This window comes from Haloterrigena turkmenica DSM 5511 (assembly GCF_000025325.1).
GTDB classification, from domain to species: domain Archaea; phylum Halobacteriota; class Halobacteria; order Halobacteriales; family Natrialbaceae; genus Haloterrigena; species Haloterrigena turkmenica.
Window position 1 is genome coordinate 3,833,660 of record NC_013743.1, and the last position, 14,612, is coordinate 3,848,271.

General features: G+C 66.5%; 14 protein-coding genes. 6 read left to right on the forward strand and 8 right to left on the reverse strand.

Features of this window, described 5'->3' with window-relative positions; genetic code table 11:
• Window positions 1-2: 2 nt before the first annotated feature.
• Window positions 3-692 (reverse strand): metallophosphoesterase family protein, encoded by a 690-nt coding sequence (locus HTUR_RS18330; RefSeq protein WP_012944828.1) that lies wholly within the window; start codon window positions 690-692, stop codon window positions 3-5.
• A 417-nt stretch (window positions 693-1,109) separates the two neighbouring features.
• Between HTUR_RS18330 and HTUR_RS18335 the strand changes: the two genes are divergently transcribed.
• Window positions 1,110-1,640, forward strand: a complete 531-nt coding sequence (locus tag HTUR_RS18335) for a hypothetical protein (protein ID WP_012944829.1) — start codon at window positions 1,110-1,112, stop codon at window positions 1,638-1,640.
• An 80-nt stretch (window positions 1,641-1,720) separates the two neighbouring features.
• On the opposite strand, the gene HTUR_RS18340 is transcribed toward HTUR_RS18335, so the two are convergent.
• Entirely contained in the window at window positions 1,721-2,221 is a 501-nt protein-coding gene (locus tag HTUR_RS18340; RefSeq protein ID WP_012944830.1) for a TspO/MBR family protein, read from the reverse strand.
• A 137-nt stretch (window positions 2,222-2,358) separates the two neighbouring features.
• On the opposite strand from HTUR_RS18340, the gene HTUR_RS18345 reads away from it, so the two are divergent.
• The gene (locus HTUR_RS18345) at window positions 2,359-4,821 is read left to right on the forward strand and encodes a DEAD/DEAH box helicase (RefSeq protein WP_012944831.1); all 2,463 of its coding nucleotides are present in this window, start codon (window positions 2,359-2,361) and stop codon (window positions 4,819-4,821) included.
• A 39-nt stretch (window positions 4,822-4,860) separates the two neighbouring features.
• Here the strand turns inward: HTUR_RS18345 and HTUR_RS18350 are convergent, their stop codons facing one another.
• The 4 genes from HTUR_RS18350 to HTUR_RS18365 form a co-directional block, all read right to left on the reverse strand.
• Window positions 4,861-5,718, reverse strand: coding sequence for a phosphatase PAP2 family protein (locus HTUR_RS18350; RefSeq protein WP_012944832.1), 858 nt, complete (start codon window positions 5,716-5,718; stop codon window positions 4,861-4,863).
• A 232-nt stretch (window positions 5,719-5,950) separates the two neighbouring features.
• A complete protein-coding gene (locus HTUR_RS18355) occupies window positions 5,951-7,096 on the reverse strand; it encodes a multicopper oxidase domain-containing protein (protein ID WP_012944833.1) in 1,146 nt (381 codons plus the stop codon).
• 256 nt (window positions 7,097-7,352) lie between these two features.
• The gene (locus HTUR_RS18360; protein WP_012944834.1) at window positions 7,353-8,147 is read right to left on the reverse strand and encodes an Sjogren's syndrome/scleroderma autoantigen 1 family protein; all 795 of its coding nucleotides are present in this window, start codon (window positions 8,145-8,147) and stop codon (window positions 7,353-7,355) included.
• Between the two features lie 51 nt (window positions 8,148-8,198).
• A complete protein-coding gene (locus HTUR_RS18365) occupies window positions 8,199-8,663 on the reverse strand; it encodes a TIGR00725 family protein (RefSeq protein ID WP_012944835.1) in 465 nt (154 codons plus the stop codon).
• 311 nt (window positions 8,664-8,974) lie between these two features.
• On the opposite strand from HTUR_RS18365, the gene mdh reads away from it, so the two are divergent.
• On the forward strand, window positions 8,975-9,889 hold the full coding sequence (gene mdh / locus HTUR_RS18370; protein WP_012944836.1) for a malate dehydrogenase: 915 nt from the start codon (window positions 8,975-8,977) through the stop codon (window positions 9,887-9,889).
• Between the two features lie 72 nt (window positions 9,890-9,961).
• Here mdh and HTUR_RS18375 read toward each other — a convergent pair whose 3' ends face one another.
• The gene (locus HTUR_RS18375; protein WP_012944837.1) at window positions 9,962-11,302 is read right to left on the reverse strand and encodes a cytochrome P450; all 1,341 of its coding nucleotides are present in this window, start codon (window positions 11,300-11,302) and stop codon (window positions 9,962-9,964) included.
• Window positions 11,303-11,383: 81 nt separating this feature from the next.
• Here HTUR_RS18375 and HTUR_RS18380 point away from each other — a divergent pair, with 81 nt between their 5' ends.
• Window positions 11,384-12,037, forward strand: coding sequence for a helix-turn-helix domain-containing protein (locus HTUR_RS18380; protein ID WP_049941804.1), 654 nt, complete (start codon window positions 11,384-11,386; stop codon window positions 12,035-12,037).
• 34 nt (window positions 12,038-12,071) lie between these two features.
• Here the strand turns inward: HTUR_RS18380 and HTUR_RS18385 are convergent, their stop codons facing one another.
• Window positions 12,072-12,317: a ferredoxin gene (locus HTUR_RS18385; protein WP_012944839.1), complete on the reverse strand. Its 246-nt coding sequence runs from the start codon at window positions 12,315-12,317 to the stop codon at window positions 12,072-12,074.
• Between the two features lie 114 nt (window positions 12,318-12,431).
• Between HTUR_RS18385 and HTUR_RS18390 the strand changes: the two genes are divergently transcribed.
• Together HTUR_RS18390 and HTUR_RS18395 are read left to right on the forward strand one after the other, a co-directional pair.
• Window positions 12,432-13,295 carry a class I SAM-dependent methyltransferase gene (locus HTUR_RS18390; RefSeq protein WP_081443478.1) on the forward strand — a complete coding sequence of 288 codons (864 nt, stop codon included), beginning with the start codon at window positions 12,432-12,434 and terminating at the stop codon, window positions 13,293-13,295.
• A 93-nt stretch (window positions 13,296-13,388) separates the two neighbouring features.
• Window positions 13,389-14,597 carry an inorganic phosphate transporter gene (locus HTUR_RS18395; RefSeq protein WP_012944841.1) on the forward strand — a complete coding sequence of 403 codons (1,209 nt, stop codon included), beginning with the start codon at window positions 13,389-13,391 and terminating at the stop codon, window positions 14,595-14,597.
• The last annotated feature ends 15 nt before the right edge of the window (window positions 14,598-14,612 follow it).

Here is a 14,612-nt window from a genome sequence, read left to right on the forward strand (position 1 = left end):
TCTCACTCCGCAGGTTCGGCGAACTTCTCGTCCGGGCGCGGCTGGTGCTCGGGCGTCGAGATGCTCACGAACCGCTCGCCGCGGAGGTCGTAGGCCGTGAGCCGACCGCCGTAGACACAGCCCGTATCGAGGCCGACGGCCCACTCGCGTTCGACGGGCTCATCGAGCACGGTGTGGCCGAAAAAGACCCGCAGCGGGCCCGCGTACTCGTCGAACCAGAACGGGCCGTCGTAGCCGTCGCCGTTCGGACTCCGCATCGTCAGCAGGTCTCGATCCGAATGCTCCGAAAGCGAGCGCGCCGGATCGACGCCGCCGTGGACGACGAGGTTGTCGTCCCACGAGATGGCGGTCGGCAGCGACTCGAGGTACCGGTAATCGGCCGGTTCGAGCGCCTCGAGGTCGGCCTCGTCGTCGAGGAATTTCTGCTCGTTGTTCCCTCGGACCGACCGCAGCTGCGGCGAGTCCCGCACCCGCTTGAGGACCGCCTTGCTGTCCGGTCCCTTCCGGACCAGATCCCCGACGAACACGCCGAGGTCGTTCGGGCCGAACTCGAGCGTCGAGAGCAACTGCTCGAGGGCGTCGAGACAGCCGTGAACGTCGCCGATCACGTAGACGTCGTCGTAGGAGTCGGCGTCGAGACGCTGATGATCGAACGATACCTCGTCGTCGGCAACTGGTGGAGCAATCGTCACGAGTTTCCTACCAAAAAGCTTCGAAAAATCAGAGATAAGACGTTATATTTTACATACGTTGAAGTACGTACCAGTATATAGTCCATCATATCTAACTACAGAAAGAATTCAAATTGGCTCTCGGACCGAGAAGAGACGTCGGTCGGTCCGAAGTACGTACTTCGACGGCGAAGGAGAACGGTCGGGACGGGGCTCGAAACGGTGGGAGCGGGTCCGGCTAACGGGTTCGCGTCGGGACGGCAACTCGATCGACAGCGAACTCGGTACTCTCGCCGGCGGGACGGCAAGCGCGGTCGGTAGCGATATCGGTCGCAGCGACCCGCGGGTTTCGAACGCGAAAGCCGGGGATACGTTTTCTAACGTATAGCTATTATCCAAAGTACTAAATATATATTAGTTAGTATTATTGAACGATTCATGGGAGGGGAACTCAGCATTCGCGTCGACGGAGAACGGACGCCGCCGCCGGTCGAGGGGCTCGACGCCGAGGACGGCGTGTGGCGACTCTCGCTCGAGCCACATCGCGATCTACTGGTCGATATCACGGGCGTCGAGCCGACGGACGAGTTCACGCGCCGCGAACTGGAGACCGTTCGGGCGCGACTCGAGGGGTACGTCGAGCGGGAGAAACGGACGCCCGACGAATCCGCGGGACGAGCGAACGAGGCGGCGGGGGATCACGCTCGCTCCCCTGTGGACCGACTGCGACGGCTCCTCGCGCTGCTCGTCGGCCGCGTTCCGCTGGTCGGGACGGTGACCGCCGATCGCGACTCGAGCGACCGACGGACCGACGCACAACGGTCGTACTCGCCGGAAACGGCCCAGCAGCTAGCCCGGGTGTTCCGGGCGGCGATCGACGATCGGCAGCGCGAGATTCCGGAGGCGACCGGGACCGTCTCGGTACCGGCCGCGACTACCGGCTCGTCCGCCAACGCGAGCGCGGACTGAGCGGAGGATCTCTTCTGGAGCGGTTCGACACACGAACACGGGGTCGAGGTCGCGGTCGGTTCGCCCGCGATCCGGATCGATCAGGCGTTCAGCCGCCAGAGTTCGAAATTGAGGACGGCGGCGAAGGTCACCCACGCGAGGTACGGGACGAGCAACGCCGCAGCGCGCCGATCGACTCGATCGAACGCGACGACGGTTCCGACGATCAGTCCCCAGAGCGCGAGGATGACGCCGAGGGCCAACAGCGGGGCCTCGAGCGCGAAGAACGCGGGCGTCCAGACGACGTTGAACGCCATCTGGAGGGCGAACAGCCCGAGCGCGAGCCGTCGGCCGGCGCTATCGCTGCGCCAGACCAGCCACAGCGCGACGCCGAGCAGCGTGAACAGCGCCGTCCAGACGAGCGGAAACGCGATCGACGGCGGGTAGAACCACGGCTTCTCGAGGCTCCGAAACCAGGCGCTATCGGGCGACGAGAAGATACTGGGGGCGGCGCCGACGACGTTTACCAGCACCGCGAAGCCGAGCGCGCGAAGCAGCGAGTAGCGGTCGGAATCGCGACGAGTGGTTGTCCGGGTGGCCATACGGACGCTACGTCGCGGAGGTGCTTATACCGGCAGTCGCCGGGCCAAACATCGGACTGAGACGGCGCGACGCGTTCGGGGATCACTTTCACCCCGCTTTCTCAACGCTTAACCGCGACCGTCTCGAATCGCCAGCAATGGCAGCACAGGACGAGGAACCGCCCTCGATCGAGCATCCGCTTCTCGAGCCCGACTTTCTAGAACGGCGACTCTACCAGCTAAAGCTCGCGGGAACGGCCGCGAACGACCACACGCTCGTCTGTCTCCCCACCGGACTGGGGAAGACGACGGTGAGCCTGCTCGTCACCGCGCGCAGACTCGAGGAGGTCGGCGGGAAGTCGCTGATGCTCGCGCCGACGAAGCCCCTCGTCCAGCAACACGCCGACTTCTATCGCGAAGCCCTCCAAATTCCCGACGAGGAGATCGTCGTGTTTACGGGCGACGTCAGCCCCGACGATCGCGCCGCGATGTGGGAGGAAGCGACGGTCGTGATGGCGACCCCGCAGGTGATCGAGAACGACCTCGTCGGCAGCCGGATCTCGCTCGCCGACGTGACCCACATCACGTTCGACGAGTGCCACCGCGCGACCGGCGACTACGCCTACAACTACATCGCCGAGCGCTACCACGCCGACGCGCGGGACCCGCTCGTCACCGGCATGTCGGCCTCGCCCGGCGGCGACGAGGAGGCCATCCTCGAGGTCTGTGAGAACCTCGGCCTCCGAGAGGTCGAGGTGATGACCGAGGAGGACGCCGACGTCGACGAGTTCACCCACGACACCGACGTCGAGTGGGAGCGCATCGACCTCCCCGAGGAGGTCATCGAGATCCGGGACGCGCTGAACGAGGTGATCAAAGAGCGCCTCGAGAAGCTGAAGGAACTGGGCGTGGCGTCCTCGACCCAGCCCGACCAGTCCCAGAAGGATCTGAACCGGATGCGCGCGGAGCTCCAGAAGCTGATCAACAACGACCAGTCGGAGGGCTTCGAGGGGATGTCCGTTCACGCGGAAATCATGAAGCTCCGGCAGGCCGTGACGCTAGTCGAAACCCAGAGCGTCGAAGCCGTCTGCCGGTACTTCGACCGCCAGCGCAACCAGGCCCGCTCGTCGGGCGCCTCGAAGGCGAGCCAGCGGCTGGTGTCGGACCCGCGAGTGCGGGAGGCGATGCGCAAAGCTGAGAGCTTCGACCAGCTCCATCCCAAATATCGCAAGACCAGAATGCTGCTCGCCGAGACGCTCGGCCTCGAGGGCGGCGAGCGCGTCATCGTCTTCACCGAGTCCCGCGACACCGCGGAGGCGCTGACGGACTTCCTCTCCGAGAGCTTCGACGCCAAGCGGTTCGTCGGCCAGGGCGACCGCGAGGGGAGCGACGGGATGACCCAGACCGAACAACAGGAAGTGCTCGATCAGTTCCGCGGCGGCGAGTTCGAGGTGCTCGTCTCCACCTCGGTCGCCGAAGAGGGGCTGGACGTGCCGGAAGTCGACCTCGTGCTGTTCTACGAGCCCGTCCCGACGGCGATCCGCTCGATCCAGCGCAAGGGCCGAACCGGCCGCCAGTCCGAGGGTCGGGTCGTCGTCCTGATGGCCGAGGACACCCGCGACGAGGCCTACTTCTGGATCTCGCGGCGCCGCGAGAAGGAGATGGAGTCGGAGCTGCGCGACCTGAAGGGGGTCGCCGACGATCTCGAGGAGGAGTTAGACGACTCCCAGCAGGCGCTGACGGATTTCGACGACGACGCTCCGGAAAGCGAAGTGAAAGTGGACGACCGCGGTGAAAATCCCGACGCCGTCGGCGATTCTTCCAGTGGAAGCGAGGGGGTTTCGGAACAGCCCGGCCTCCGGGATTTCGCGGGCGACGACGGAGCCGAAGACGACGCCGGCGGAGGCGATAGGAGCGACGACGCTGCGGAAGACGAGGTCGAAACCCACGAACCCCACGCCGAGGGCGATGCGATCGAGGTCGTCGCCGACCAGCGCGAGATGGATGCCAACATCGCGCGGGACCTCTCGCGGCGCGAGGAGATCGAAGTGCGCCTCGAGACGCTCGAGGTCGGCGACTACGTCTGTTCGGACCGGGTGGTCGTCGAGCGCAAGTCCGTCGCGGACTTCGTCGACTCGCTGGTCGGCGGCGACCGGTCGGTCTTCGAGCAGGTCGGCGCGATGGCCCGCCACTACTCCCGCCCGATCGTGATCGTCGAGGGCGACGGACTGTACGAACAGCGGGACGTCCACCCGAACGCGGTTCGGGGCGCGCTCTCGAGTCTGGCCGTCGACTTCGGCGCGAGCGTCCTCCGGACGGAAGGCGAACAGGAGACGACCGAGCTGCTGGCGGTGATCGCCGGCCGCGAGCAGGAAACCGCCGATCGAGAGGTGTCGGTTCACGGCGAGAAGCAGTCCAAGACGCTCGCCGAACAGCAGGAGTACGTCGTCTCCTCGATCGCCGAGATCGGGCCCGTGACGGCGCGCTCGCTGCTCGAGGAGTTCGGCACGGTCGAGGCGGTGATGATCGCCAGCGAGGAGGAGTTACAGGACGCCGACGGCGTCGGGGCGGTGACCGCCGAGCGAATCCGGGAAGTGATCGGGAGCGAGTACACGGGGTAGTCGGTCCCGGTCGAACCCGACCGCTCGCGCCGGTTCGACTCAGTCGCTCGCGTCGGACGCGATTCCTTCCTCGCGGTCGTCGAGAACGGACATCCGACCGGCGTCGCCTTCCGCGCGGGCGACGATCCGCTCGGCCGCGTAGATGCTCCCCACGCCGAGGACGATGCCGGCCACGACGTCCATCAACCAGTGAATGCCCAGATACATCGTCGAGAAGACGACGCTGGCGGCCACGAACGTCGCGAGCGGGAGCCAGCGGGGGTACTCCCGGCGCGAGCGCCACGCGAACAGTAGGACGACGACCGCCAGCGACGTGTGCAGCGACGGGAACACGTCCGTGTTCGCCGAGACCGCCGCCGTCATGTCCTGAGTCTGTGGATAGAAGCTGTACATGAGACCGTCGACGGTCGACAGGTGGTTGCGCGGGCCGTACGCGATAAACAGCGTGTAACAGATCGCGCCGATCACGTAGTTGAACACGTACGCGATGAGCAACTCCTTGAGGTGGCGCTGGGAGGACAGCGCGAAGTAGAGGATCGGCGCGGTCACCAGGAGGAACGGGAAGCCGAACATGTACATGATCGAGAAGAATTCGAGCGTGGCCTGCGGAACGATATCCTGAAGGTGGGCAACGAACTCGCCTTCGGCGGCGTAGATTTCGGCCGTGATATCCCAATCGAGCGCGTGCGAGAGCTTCACGCTGTAGTCGTGGGTCAACCGCTTGGTCAGGAAGAACAGCGCCGCGGCGCCGAGATACGGGGCGACGTCCCGGAGTCGGTGATCGTACTCACCGATGGTTCGGCGGAGTTGCCGCCGATCGAGGCAGAGAACGCACGTCATCGTCACTCCAGCCAGGACGGCGAGGCCGGTCAGGAGGAGCATATTTAGCAGAGCCATGTTCGTATCGGTCTCGTTATTCTAATAATTCTATATCTCCAGCTTATTTATATCTATTTACTCGAGCGAAGTACAAACTTGCGATCGCTCGAGGAGACGCGACGATTCGAAGATCCGTCTATCGACGTCTCTCGTCCGAATCAGCGGAGAAACCGTAGATATCGACGCTGTCCGCACTGCTGTCGCGGCTGTCGCCGGAGCGGGGACGCCGCGTCTCACCTCGGTGAGCGGATCAACCCTCGTAGCCGGCGTACTCCATGAGATCCGCGAAGACGTCGGTGTTCATCGCATCGCGGTAGACGATGCCGTTGACCATCCCGCCGGGGTAGGAGGTCCCGTTCATGGCGTGGTTGACCTTGTGGCAGTGCATGAGATAGATGCCGGGGTCGGCGTCGGCCTCGAACTCGATGGTGTGGCGTTCGGCGGGCGCGACATTGGTGATGTCGTGTTCGTACTGGGCGGCTTCGGGAACCTGTCCGCCGTCCTTCTCGACGAGGCGGTACCGGTGGTTGTGCGTGTGCATCGGGTGGGACATGTAGCCCGCGTTGACCATGTGAAGGCGGACGGTGTCGCCGTGGTCGACGATGATGGGCGACCCCTCCTCCGGGTGGAGCGTCCGCGGGAGGCTCTTCCCGTTGATCGTGAACACGTCAGGATTTCGCTGGCGCGGACTGTAGTCGACGTTCTCGCCGGCCATCTGCCGGTTGACCCGCGAGTCCCAGTCCTTGAGGGTGAAGAAGTACTCCTTGTCGGCGGGTTCGTATCCCTTCGGATCGACGCGGAAGATGCCGTACATCCCCATATCGATGTGCCGGTGGGTCTGGTAGTGGCAGTGATAGAAGTGCGTCCCGGGGACGTTCGCCGGAATCGTGTAGGTGTGTTTCTCACCGGGATAGACCGTCACCCCGGTCGTCGTGGGAACGCCGTCGTTCTTCCAGGACTTCCGTACGCCGTGGAAGTGAAGGGTGTGGGGATGGTCGGCGTCCGTGTTGTCCAGCGTGACTTCCATATCGTTCCCCTCCGTCGTCCGAAGGATCGGCCCGGGAACGCTCGGCTCGCCGTCGTCGGCCTGGAACGCCCAGACCTGCGGGAGCTCGATCGGTCCACCCATCGAATCTATCGGGTGGACGGGGTGGCGGGCCGTCACCGAACGCAGCGTCACGCTCCCGTCCTGCTCGTCGACCTGGACGACTTCGGGCGCGCTCGTCTGCGGGAGATCGGACGACGCGTCCTCCTCGTCGCCGCTCGAGTCCGGCGACTCGGGATCGTCTCCCTGACCGCGGCTCATACAGCCGGCGAGGGCCGCCGCGCCGCCGGTAGCGATCATCAGTTCGCGTCGCGAGAGTCCGGACCCGGGTGCGCCGATACGATCGTTCATAGACAGTTGTACCTATGAAGAGCCGCAGTATAACGGGGCGAGCCCGTTCTTACCGGGTGGGAAGCCCCGAGAACACGTTCCCCGAAACAGTTATGAGAGGGTGCACTCGCGACCGCGGTCGGCGCTCCGTTCGATCGCTAGGAGATGGACTCGAGCGATCCGGACGGTGAAAAACAGTATCGAGCGACCCGACGGCCGACGGCGCTTCGACCGGCGCCGTCCGCTCGACCGGCGCGCCGTTGGAGAATCGGCGCGGTCAGCGTAGCGTCTCGAGGGTTTCGGCGGCCTCGTGGGCGGCCTCGAGGCACTCACGCGCGTATCGGGGATCGTCCGTTGCCGCAGCGTTCCCGGCGAACTTCTCGAGGGCCGCGACGAGCGAGTCGCGGGCGGCCTCGAGGTCGCCGTCGGCGGACCGAGCGGCCCCGCCGGCACCGGCGCCGTCGATCGATCGCCGGTCGTCGGCGGGCGATCGGGCGGAGCGCTCGCGGTCGGCGTCGGTCGAACGCGTCGACGCCGAGCGGGCGGTCGACGGCTGCCGATCGCCTGCCGAGGCGGCGGTCGGTTGCTCCTCGTTCGCGACGTTCCGTTCGGTCGCCGCGGTCTCGTCGGCCGCCGGACTCGAGTCAGCCGTCTCGATCGCGTCGGTACTCCCCGCCTGCTGGCCGCGCTGTCGGTCCTGACGCGCGGCCGGAGTGTCCGTTTCGGACGTCTCGACCGTCTCCGAGCCGCCGGCCGCCGGGCTCGAGTCCTGACGACTCGGCTCGCGATCGGCGGCCGTCCCGTTGGGCGCCTCGTCGGCGGCGTCCTCGGCCGACTGGGCCTCGAGTTGGGTCCCCTCGACGGCGTCGGGGTTGCCGTGACAGCTCGGACAGAAGGTGGTGCCGTCCATCTGGAACAGGGGGTCGCCGCAGGTGCCGCAGTGGGCGTTGGTCATCGTCGCGCCCTTGAGCAGCAGGTCGCTCATACGCTGGGTGGCCTGTCGCTCCTCCTGGTCGCGCTCGTACTTTTCCCGGAGTTTCTCGCGCTCGGCTTCCTTGTCGAAGTCGCTCATGGTCGTCTAGAGACGATGGAACGTCGAAAAAGCTGCGAAGGCGGACCCGACTCAGGCGCGGTCCTCGAGTGCCGCCTCGACGGCGTCGACGGCCGCTTCGGGGGTTTCGACGGTCTCGAGGTCGACGTCGATCTCGGAGACGTCGTGGGTCTCGAGACCGACGACGGGTCGGTCGTAGATGCCCGCAAAGCCGATCTCCGAGAGGGTGCCGACGCCGCCGGTGAGCGCGATCACCGCGTCGCCGTTCATTGGGACGAGCGCGTTCCGGGCGTGGCCGAGCCCCGTCGCGATCGGGACGTCGACGTAGTCGTTGGCCTGTGCGGTGCGGTCGCTCGGGAGGATTCCGATCGTCGTGGCGCCCTCAGCTTTCGCGCCGCGACAGACAGCTTCCATCGTCCCGCCGCGGCCGCCGCAGACAACCGTGTGGCCGCGAGCGCCGAGTTCCCGCCCGACGGCTTCCGCGCGGGCCGCCTGTTCGTCAGTGATCGCACCGCCGCCGATGACGCTGACGCGCATACCCGACCGACGGCGGGCATCGGCAATGATCGGTTCGGTTCCTCTTCGGCGGTCGCGTTCGTTTCCGCGCTCGTCGGCCTCGAGACGAGGCACTTGAGGGGAGACACCGCGAATCGCTCGAGGCCGTCGGTCGACGAACGTCGGATTTGTACCCGGTAAATGCGCAGGATGTGCTGGTTCGTGTAATTCTCTGGGGCGCAACGGGACGAGTACGGCAGTGGTCGACGATCGTCGAAATACAGCTCGTTGGACCGGGTAACGAAGCGGTTTCCGACGGATTTAACGCGTAGCGTGGTAGAGATTTACGTGGTATGACGAAAGTTAGCGTAGTCGGAGCGGCCGGCACGGTCGGGGCCGCTGCGGCGTACAACATCGCGCTTCGGGACATCGCCGACGAGCTCGTTCTGGTGGACATTCCGGACAAGGAAGACGACACGATCGGCCAGGCCGCCGACGTCAACCACGGCGCGGCCTACGATTCGAACACGACGATCCGGCAGGGGGGCTACGAGGACACCGCCGGATCCGACGTCGTCGTTATCACCGCCGGCATCCCGCGCCAGCCGGGTCAGACCCGGATCGACCTGGCCGGCGACAACGCGCCGATCATGGAGGACATCGGTTCCTCGATCGCCGAGCACAACGACGACTTCGTCACCGTCACCACGTCCAACCCCGTCGACCTGCTCAACCGCCACCTCTACGAGACGGGCGACCGCGCCCGCGAGAAGGTGATCGGCTTCGGCGGCCGACTCGACTCCGCTCGGTTCCGCTACGTCATCTCCCAGCGCTTCGACGCACCGGTCCAGAACGTCGAAGCGACGATCCTCGGCGAGCACGGCGACGCCCAGGTCCCCGTCTTCTCCAAGGTCCGCGTCGACGGACAGGATCCCGAGTTCGACGAGGACGAGAAGGACGACCTGCTCGAGGAGCTCCAGACCTCGGCGATGAACGTCATCGAGAAGAAGGGCGCGACCCAGTGGGGCCCGGCGACCGGCGTCGGCCACACGGTCGAGGCCATCGTTCGCGATACGGGCGAGGTGCTGCCCTGCAGCGTCAAACTCGAGGGCGAGTACGGGCAGGAGGACACGGCCTTCGGCGTCCCCGTCAAGCTCGGCTCCGACGGCGTCGAGGAGATCGTCGAGTGGGACCTCACCGAGTACGAGCGCAACCAGCTCGGCGAGGCCGCCGAGAAGCTCTCCGAGCAGTACGACAAGATCTCGTAATCGCGGTCGTCTCGGTTTCGAGCCCGCTTTTTTCGTCGACATCGGGGATAAAGAGACGCGTAGCGTCCGCAGCTACGGTCGGCGAACCCGCATTTCGACGGTCCCGGGATCGAGCGAGACCTCGATCGACGGATCGAGCGACGTCGAGACGCGGTCGAATCGGACCCGACGCGCGATCGTCGCCAGCGACAGTTTGAGCTCCGTCATCGCGAATCGCATGCCGATGCAGTGTCGCGGTCCCCCGCCGAAGGGGAAGGAGGCGTACTCGGGTCGATCGGCGTCGTCGAGCCAGCGCTCCGGACGGAACGAATCGGGAGCCGCCCACCAGCGCTCGTCACGGTGGATCCCGTACATGTTCAGCTGGATCGTCGTTCCAGGCGCGACGCGGACGCCGTCGAGGGACGTCGGCTCGCGGGGCTCTCGATGGAGGAACGGCAGCGGCGGATAGAGTCGCAACGCTTCACGGCCGACGGCCTCGGCGACGGTCAGTTCCGGGAGATCGGCGAACGTCGGGTCGCGGTCGCCGCAGACGGCCTCGACCTCCCGCTCGAGCCGTTCCCGAATTTCGTCGTCGGCCGCGAGGAACCAGCAGGCGTAGGTGAGCGCGGTCGCGGTCGTCTCGTGGCCCGCGAGCAGGAACGTCAACAGCTGATCGGAGATCTCGTCGGCCGAGGGACGGGTCCCGTCGGGGTACTCGGCCGTCGCGAGCAGCGAGAGGAGGTCGTCACCCTCGGCGTCCGATTCCCGACGCTCCGTCAGGAGGTCCCCGACGAGCGCTTCGACGTCGGCTGTGGCGCGCTCGTACTCGCGTTCGGTTCGCCGCGGGAACCACGATGGCAACACGGCACCCGGCCCGAAGAAGTCGGCTTCGAGGTACGCGCCCATGGCGTCGACCCAGCGTCGCACGCGGTCGGCGCGGTCGCCCTCGAGCGGGAGGGCGAACAGCGACCGCGTGAGCGCGCCGAGAGTCAGCGCCGACAGCCGCTCGTTCACATCGATGACTCCTCCCTCAGGCCAGCTGGCGACTTCTCGGACGGTCTCGTCGACCATGACCTCGGCGTACGATTCGATCCGCACCGGCGTGAACGCGTTCTGTAAGAGCAGTCGCTGCCGTCGCCACTGCTCGCCTTCGGAAAAGAACACGCCTTCGATACCGACTCCCTCGCCCAACTCGTGTTCGAACGATCCCCGCCAGAACTCGTCGCTCCGGGAGACCAGCACCGCCTCGACGAGATCGGGGCGGGAAACGACGACGAACTCGCGACCGAACGCCTCGTACCGGGCGAGGTCGCCGTACTCGCGGATCGCTTCGAGGAACGCGAGCGGTTCGCGGGCGAACGAGATCGTGTTTCCGACGAACGGGAGGCCCCGAGGGCCCGGAAGCGAGGACGTCGACGGTCGTGCGTCGCTCATAGCTCTCGGTTCACGCCGACGGGACATCGTCGCTCATTCGAAGCACTGAATCTCTTTATATGGGGCCGTCGAAGGTCCGCTGTGCAATCGGCCGACCTCACCCTTCGGCTCCCGCCCGCGATGCAGTCGCCGGCCCCCGAGGCGACGCTCGAGGCGGTCAGGCGCGAGGAGGTGCTCTCCTGGGAGATCGACCGCGAGGCCCAGCGGATTCGCTTCCTGTCGCTGATCGTCGGCGACCCAGACGTGCTCGGCGATCTGGCCGACGACCTCGAGCACATGTACCGATACGACCTCACGCCGGTCGACACCGATACGTTCTACGGCTACGTGGAGATGGACCTCCGGAGCTCCGACGTGACGCTCCTCGAGGCGTTCGATCTTCCCGGCCTCGTGATCGTCCCACCGATGGTGTACACGGGCCGGGAGAACGTCCACATCACCGTTCTCGGCGATCCCGAAGCGATGCCGACGCTGCTCGAGCGCATTCCCGACGGCGTCGGCGTCGAGGTCCGGCGCGTGAGCGAACACCAGCGTCGCGCGGAGACGCTCGCGGGGCGGCTCACCGCCCGCCAGTTCGAGGCGCTCGAGACCGCTCGGGAACTGGGCTACTTCGACGTCCCGCGAACGGGGTCGCTGGCCGAGGTCGCCGCTAAACTGGACTGTTCAGAGAGCGCGGCGTCGACGCTTCTCCGGACGGCGGAGGCCGCGCTGGTCGAGGCCGCCGTGGCTCGGTAATGGTTCGACGAAGGCGAGGCGAAACCGAGGAAAATCAGGGGATCAACTGCTCGCCGTCGTCGTCGTAGATTCTGATCGCGTCGACGGGACAGGTCCGGGCGGCGAACTTCGCGTCCAGCTCCGAGCCCTCGGGAACCTCGCGGGCGAAGACGCCGTCCTCGACCTCTTCCGAGTCGTTCAGGATCGCCTTCCCCTTCGACGTGTCCTTCTCGAAGGCGTCCCACTCGGCGACACATTGGTACATCCCGATACAGACCTCCTCGTCGAATTCGACCTTCATGCGTGAGAGTTGGATCGATCGTCGTAAATCGGTAGCGGTCGGGATTCGTGTTCCGCGTGTGCATAGAACACATGTCACTAGAGTATTATTATCGGCCGAGGCGTCGACTCGAGCATGAGTCGAGATCGGACCCGACCGTCGAAATCGCGACCGATGGATCGGGACGGGATACAGGCGGCGGCCGACCCACTCGGACGGGCGATGCTCGCCCACCACCGCGGCGAACCGGGAACGCTCGTCTATCGCGACGGCGCCGCCACCCAGGACGGCAACGTCGAGTCGTTCTACTTCTCGCCCAGCGAGTCCTGGGACCGGGCAACGATCGAGTGCCTCGAGCGCCTGTCCGACTGCGAGCCGATCCTCGACGTGGGCTGTGGCGCGGGGAGCCACCTCCTGTGGTGGGCCAACCGCGGTGTACGGGCCGTCGGCGTCGACGCGAGTCCGAACGCGGTGCTGACGGCCCGGGAGCGATGCGAGGGCTGCGGGACCTCGAGGCAAAGCGGCGAAGCCGCGGAGCGGGGCCTCGAGGACGTGCTCGTCGGCGACATGTTCGATTTACCGGTACCGACGGGCGCGTTCGGGGCCGTCCACGTCGTCGGCACGCAGTTGGGACTGGGCGGCTCGCTGGCCGGAATCAGCAAGTTGCTCCGGGAGTTCGCCCGCGTCACGGCCGACAAGGCGACGGCCGTCGTCGACAACTACGATCCGACCCGGCTGGACGACGGGTTCTTCGGATACCGATCGGATCCCCGCGAGGGAATCGCCCACCGGTGTTTTCACCTCGAGTTCGAGGGTGAAGGGGACGACGGCGAGCGATACCGCGAGGTGGGACGGACGCTACAGTTCCTGCTGTGCTCGCCCGCTCGGCTCCGCGAGGTGGCAGCCGACACGCCGTGGCACGTCCGCGATGTGCTCCGGCCCGACGGGATGGCCCACTACCGTGCGGTGCTGGGTAAGGGGTCCACTCAGAACACGTGATTAAGCGGACGCAGTGAGAATTACTCGCTTGGGGACTGACGCTCGAGCCAACGCTTTTCGGGCGGGTCGTGGAACGACGGGGTACGAGACGTAATGGTCGCACTGTCGTCTGCGGTACTCGTCGGGACCGCGATCATCACCTGTCTGTTCATGTCGTGGGTGCTCGGGGCGAACAGCAACTCGCCGCCCTTCGCGCCCGCGATCGGCGCGAACGCGATCTCGACGATGCAGGCCGCGTTCGTGATCGGGCTGCTCGCGGCCGCGGGGGCGCTCATGCAGGGCGGGAGCATCTCCGAGACGGTCGGCGCGGATCTCATCGACGGCGTCGCGATCACGCCGCTTGCCGCCACTGCCGGCCTGCTGACGGCGGCGACGTTCATGGCGATCGGCATCTACACGCGGTATCCGATCCCCGCGGCGTTCGCGACGACGGGCGCGATGGTCGGCGTCGGACTCTCGCTGGGCGGCGACCCGGCGATGGCGACCTACCGCCGACTCGGGATCTTCTGGGCGCTGGTGCCGGTCATGTCCGGCGGACTGGCGTACGCGACGGCGACGGTCCTCCGACGCGACGACGTCCCCGAGACGGTCGGCGTGCCGCTGCTGGCCGGCATCGTCGGCGCCATCGTGGCCAACATCCGGCTCGGAATCATTCCGGATCCGGCGGCCGACCAAGGCACCCTCGCCGGATTCGTCGCCCGGCAGTTCGGCGGCGGACCAGCGCTCATCGGCGAGTTCGACCTCGGCACTGCCCTCGTGACGATCGCCTGCGGCGCGCTTGCCTTCTACTGGGTCCGCGAGCGCGTTCGCGTCTCCGTCGAGGACGGGATTCGATCGTTCCTGCTCGTCCTGGGCGGTATCGTCGCCTTCTCCTCGGGGGGCTCGCAGGTCGGCCTCGCGACCGGGCCGCTCGAGAATCTCTTTCGGGTCGAACTCGGCCTGCCGGGAATCACCCTGCTGGGGATCGGCGCGACCGGCATCCTCGCGGGCGCCTGGATGGCCGCGCCGCGCCTGCTGCAGGCGACCTCGCGAGAGTACGCCCAACTCGGCGTCCGGCGCTCGATCGCCGCGCTCGTGCCGGGCTTTATCGTCGCGCAGCTGGCGATCGCGCTCGGGATTCCGATCTCGCTGAACAACATCGTCCTCTCGGGAGTCATCGGCGGCGGGCTGGCCGGCGGCTCGGCGGGCGTCTCGCGGCGCAAGATCGGCGTCACGATCACCTTCTGGCTACTGACGCTGGGGAGTTCGACCGTGGTCGGCTACGGACTCTATCGCCTGCTGGCAGCCGTCGTCGGCGGGTGACCGATCGAAAACCAG

Excerpts from the sequence above, each read along its gene's own strand:
- HTUR_RS18350 (WP_012944832.1), bottom strand. The coding sequence starts at position 5,718 with ATGGCTCTGCTAAATATGCTCCTCCTGACCGGCCTCGCCGTCCTGGCT.
- HTUR_RS18390 (WP_081443478.1), top strand. The coding sequence starts at position 12,432 with ATGAGTCGAGATCGGACCCGACCGTCGAAATCGCGACCGATGGATCGG.
- mdh (WP_012944836.1), top strand. The coding sequence starts at position 8,975 with ATGACGAAAGTTAGCGTAGTCGGAGCGGCCGGCACGGTCGGGGCCGCT.
- HTUR_RS18395 (WP_012944841.1), top strand. The coding sequence starts at position 13,389 with ATGGTCGCACTGTCGTCTGCGGTACTCGTCGGGACCGCGATCATCACC.
- HTUR_RS18340 (WP_012944830.1), bottom strand. The coding sequence starts at position 2,221 with ATGGCCACCCGGACAACCACTCGTCGCGATTCCGACCGCTACTCGCTG.
- HTUR_RS18385 (WP_012944839.1), bottom strand. The coding sequence starts at position 12,317 with ATGAAGGTCGAATTCGACGAGGAGGTCTGTATCGGGATGTACCAATGT.
- HTUR_RS18355 (WP_012944833.1), bottom strand. The coding sequence starts at position 7,096 with ATGAACGATCGTATCGGCGCACCCGGGTCCGGACTCTCGCGACGCGAA.
- HTUR_RS18375 (WP_012944837.1), bottom strand. The coding sequence starts at position 11,302 with ATGAGCGACGCACGACCGTCGACGTCCTCGCTTCCGGGCCCTCGGGGC.
- HTUR_RS18345 (WP_012944831.1), top strand. The coding sequence starts at position 2,359 with ATGGCAGCACAGGACGAGGAACCGCCCTCGATCGAGCATCCGCTTCTC.
- HTUR_RS18365 (WP_012944835.1), bottom strand. The coding sequence starts at position 8,663 with ATGCGCGTCAGCGTCATCGGCGGCGGTGCGATCACTGACGAACAGGCG.
- HTUR_RS18335 (WP_012944829.1), top strand. The coding sequence starts at position 1,110 with ATGGGAGGGGAACTCAGCATTCGCGTCGACGGAGAACGGACGCCGCCG.
- HTUR_RS18360 (WP_012944834.1), bottom strand. The coding sequence starts at position 8,147 with ATGAGCGACTTCGACAAGGAAGCCGAGCGCGAGAAACTCCGGGAAAAG.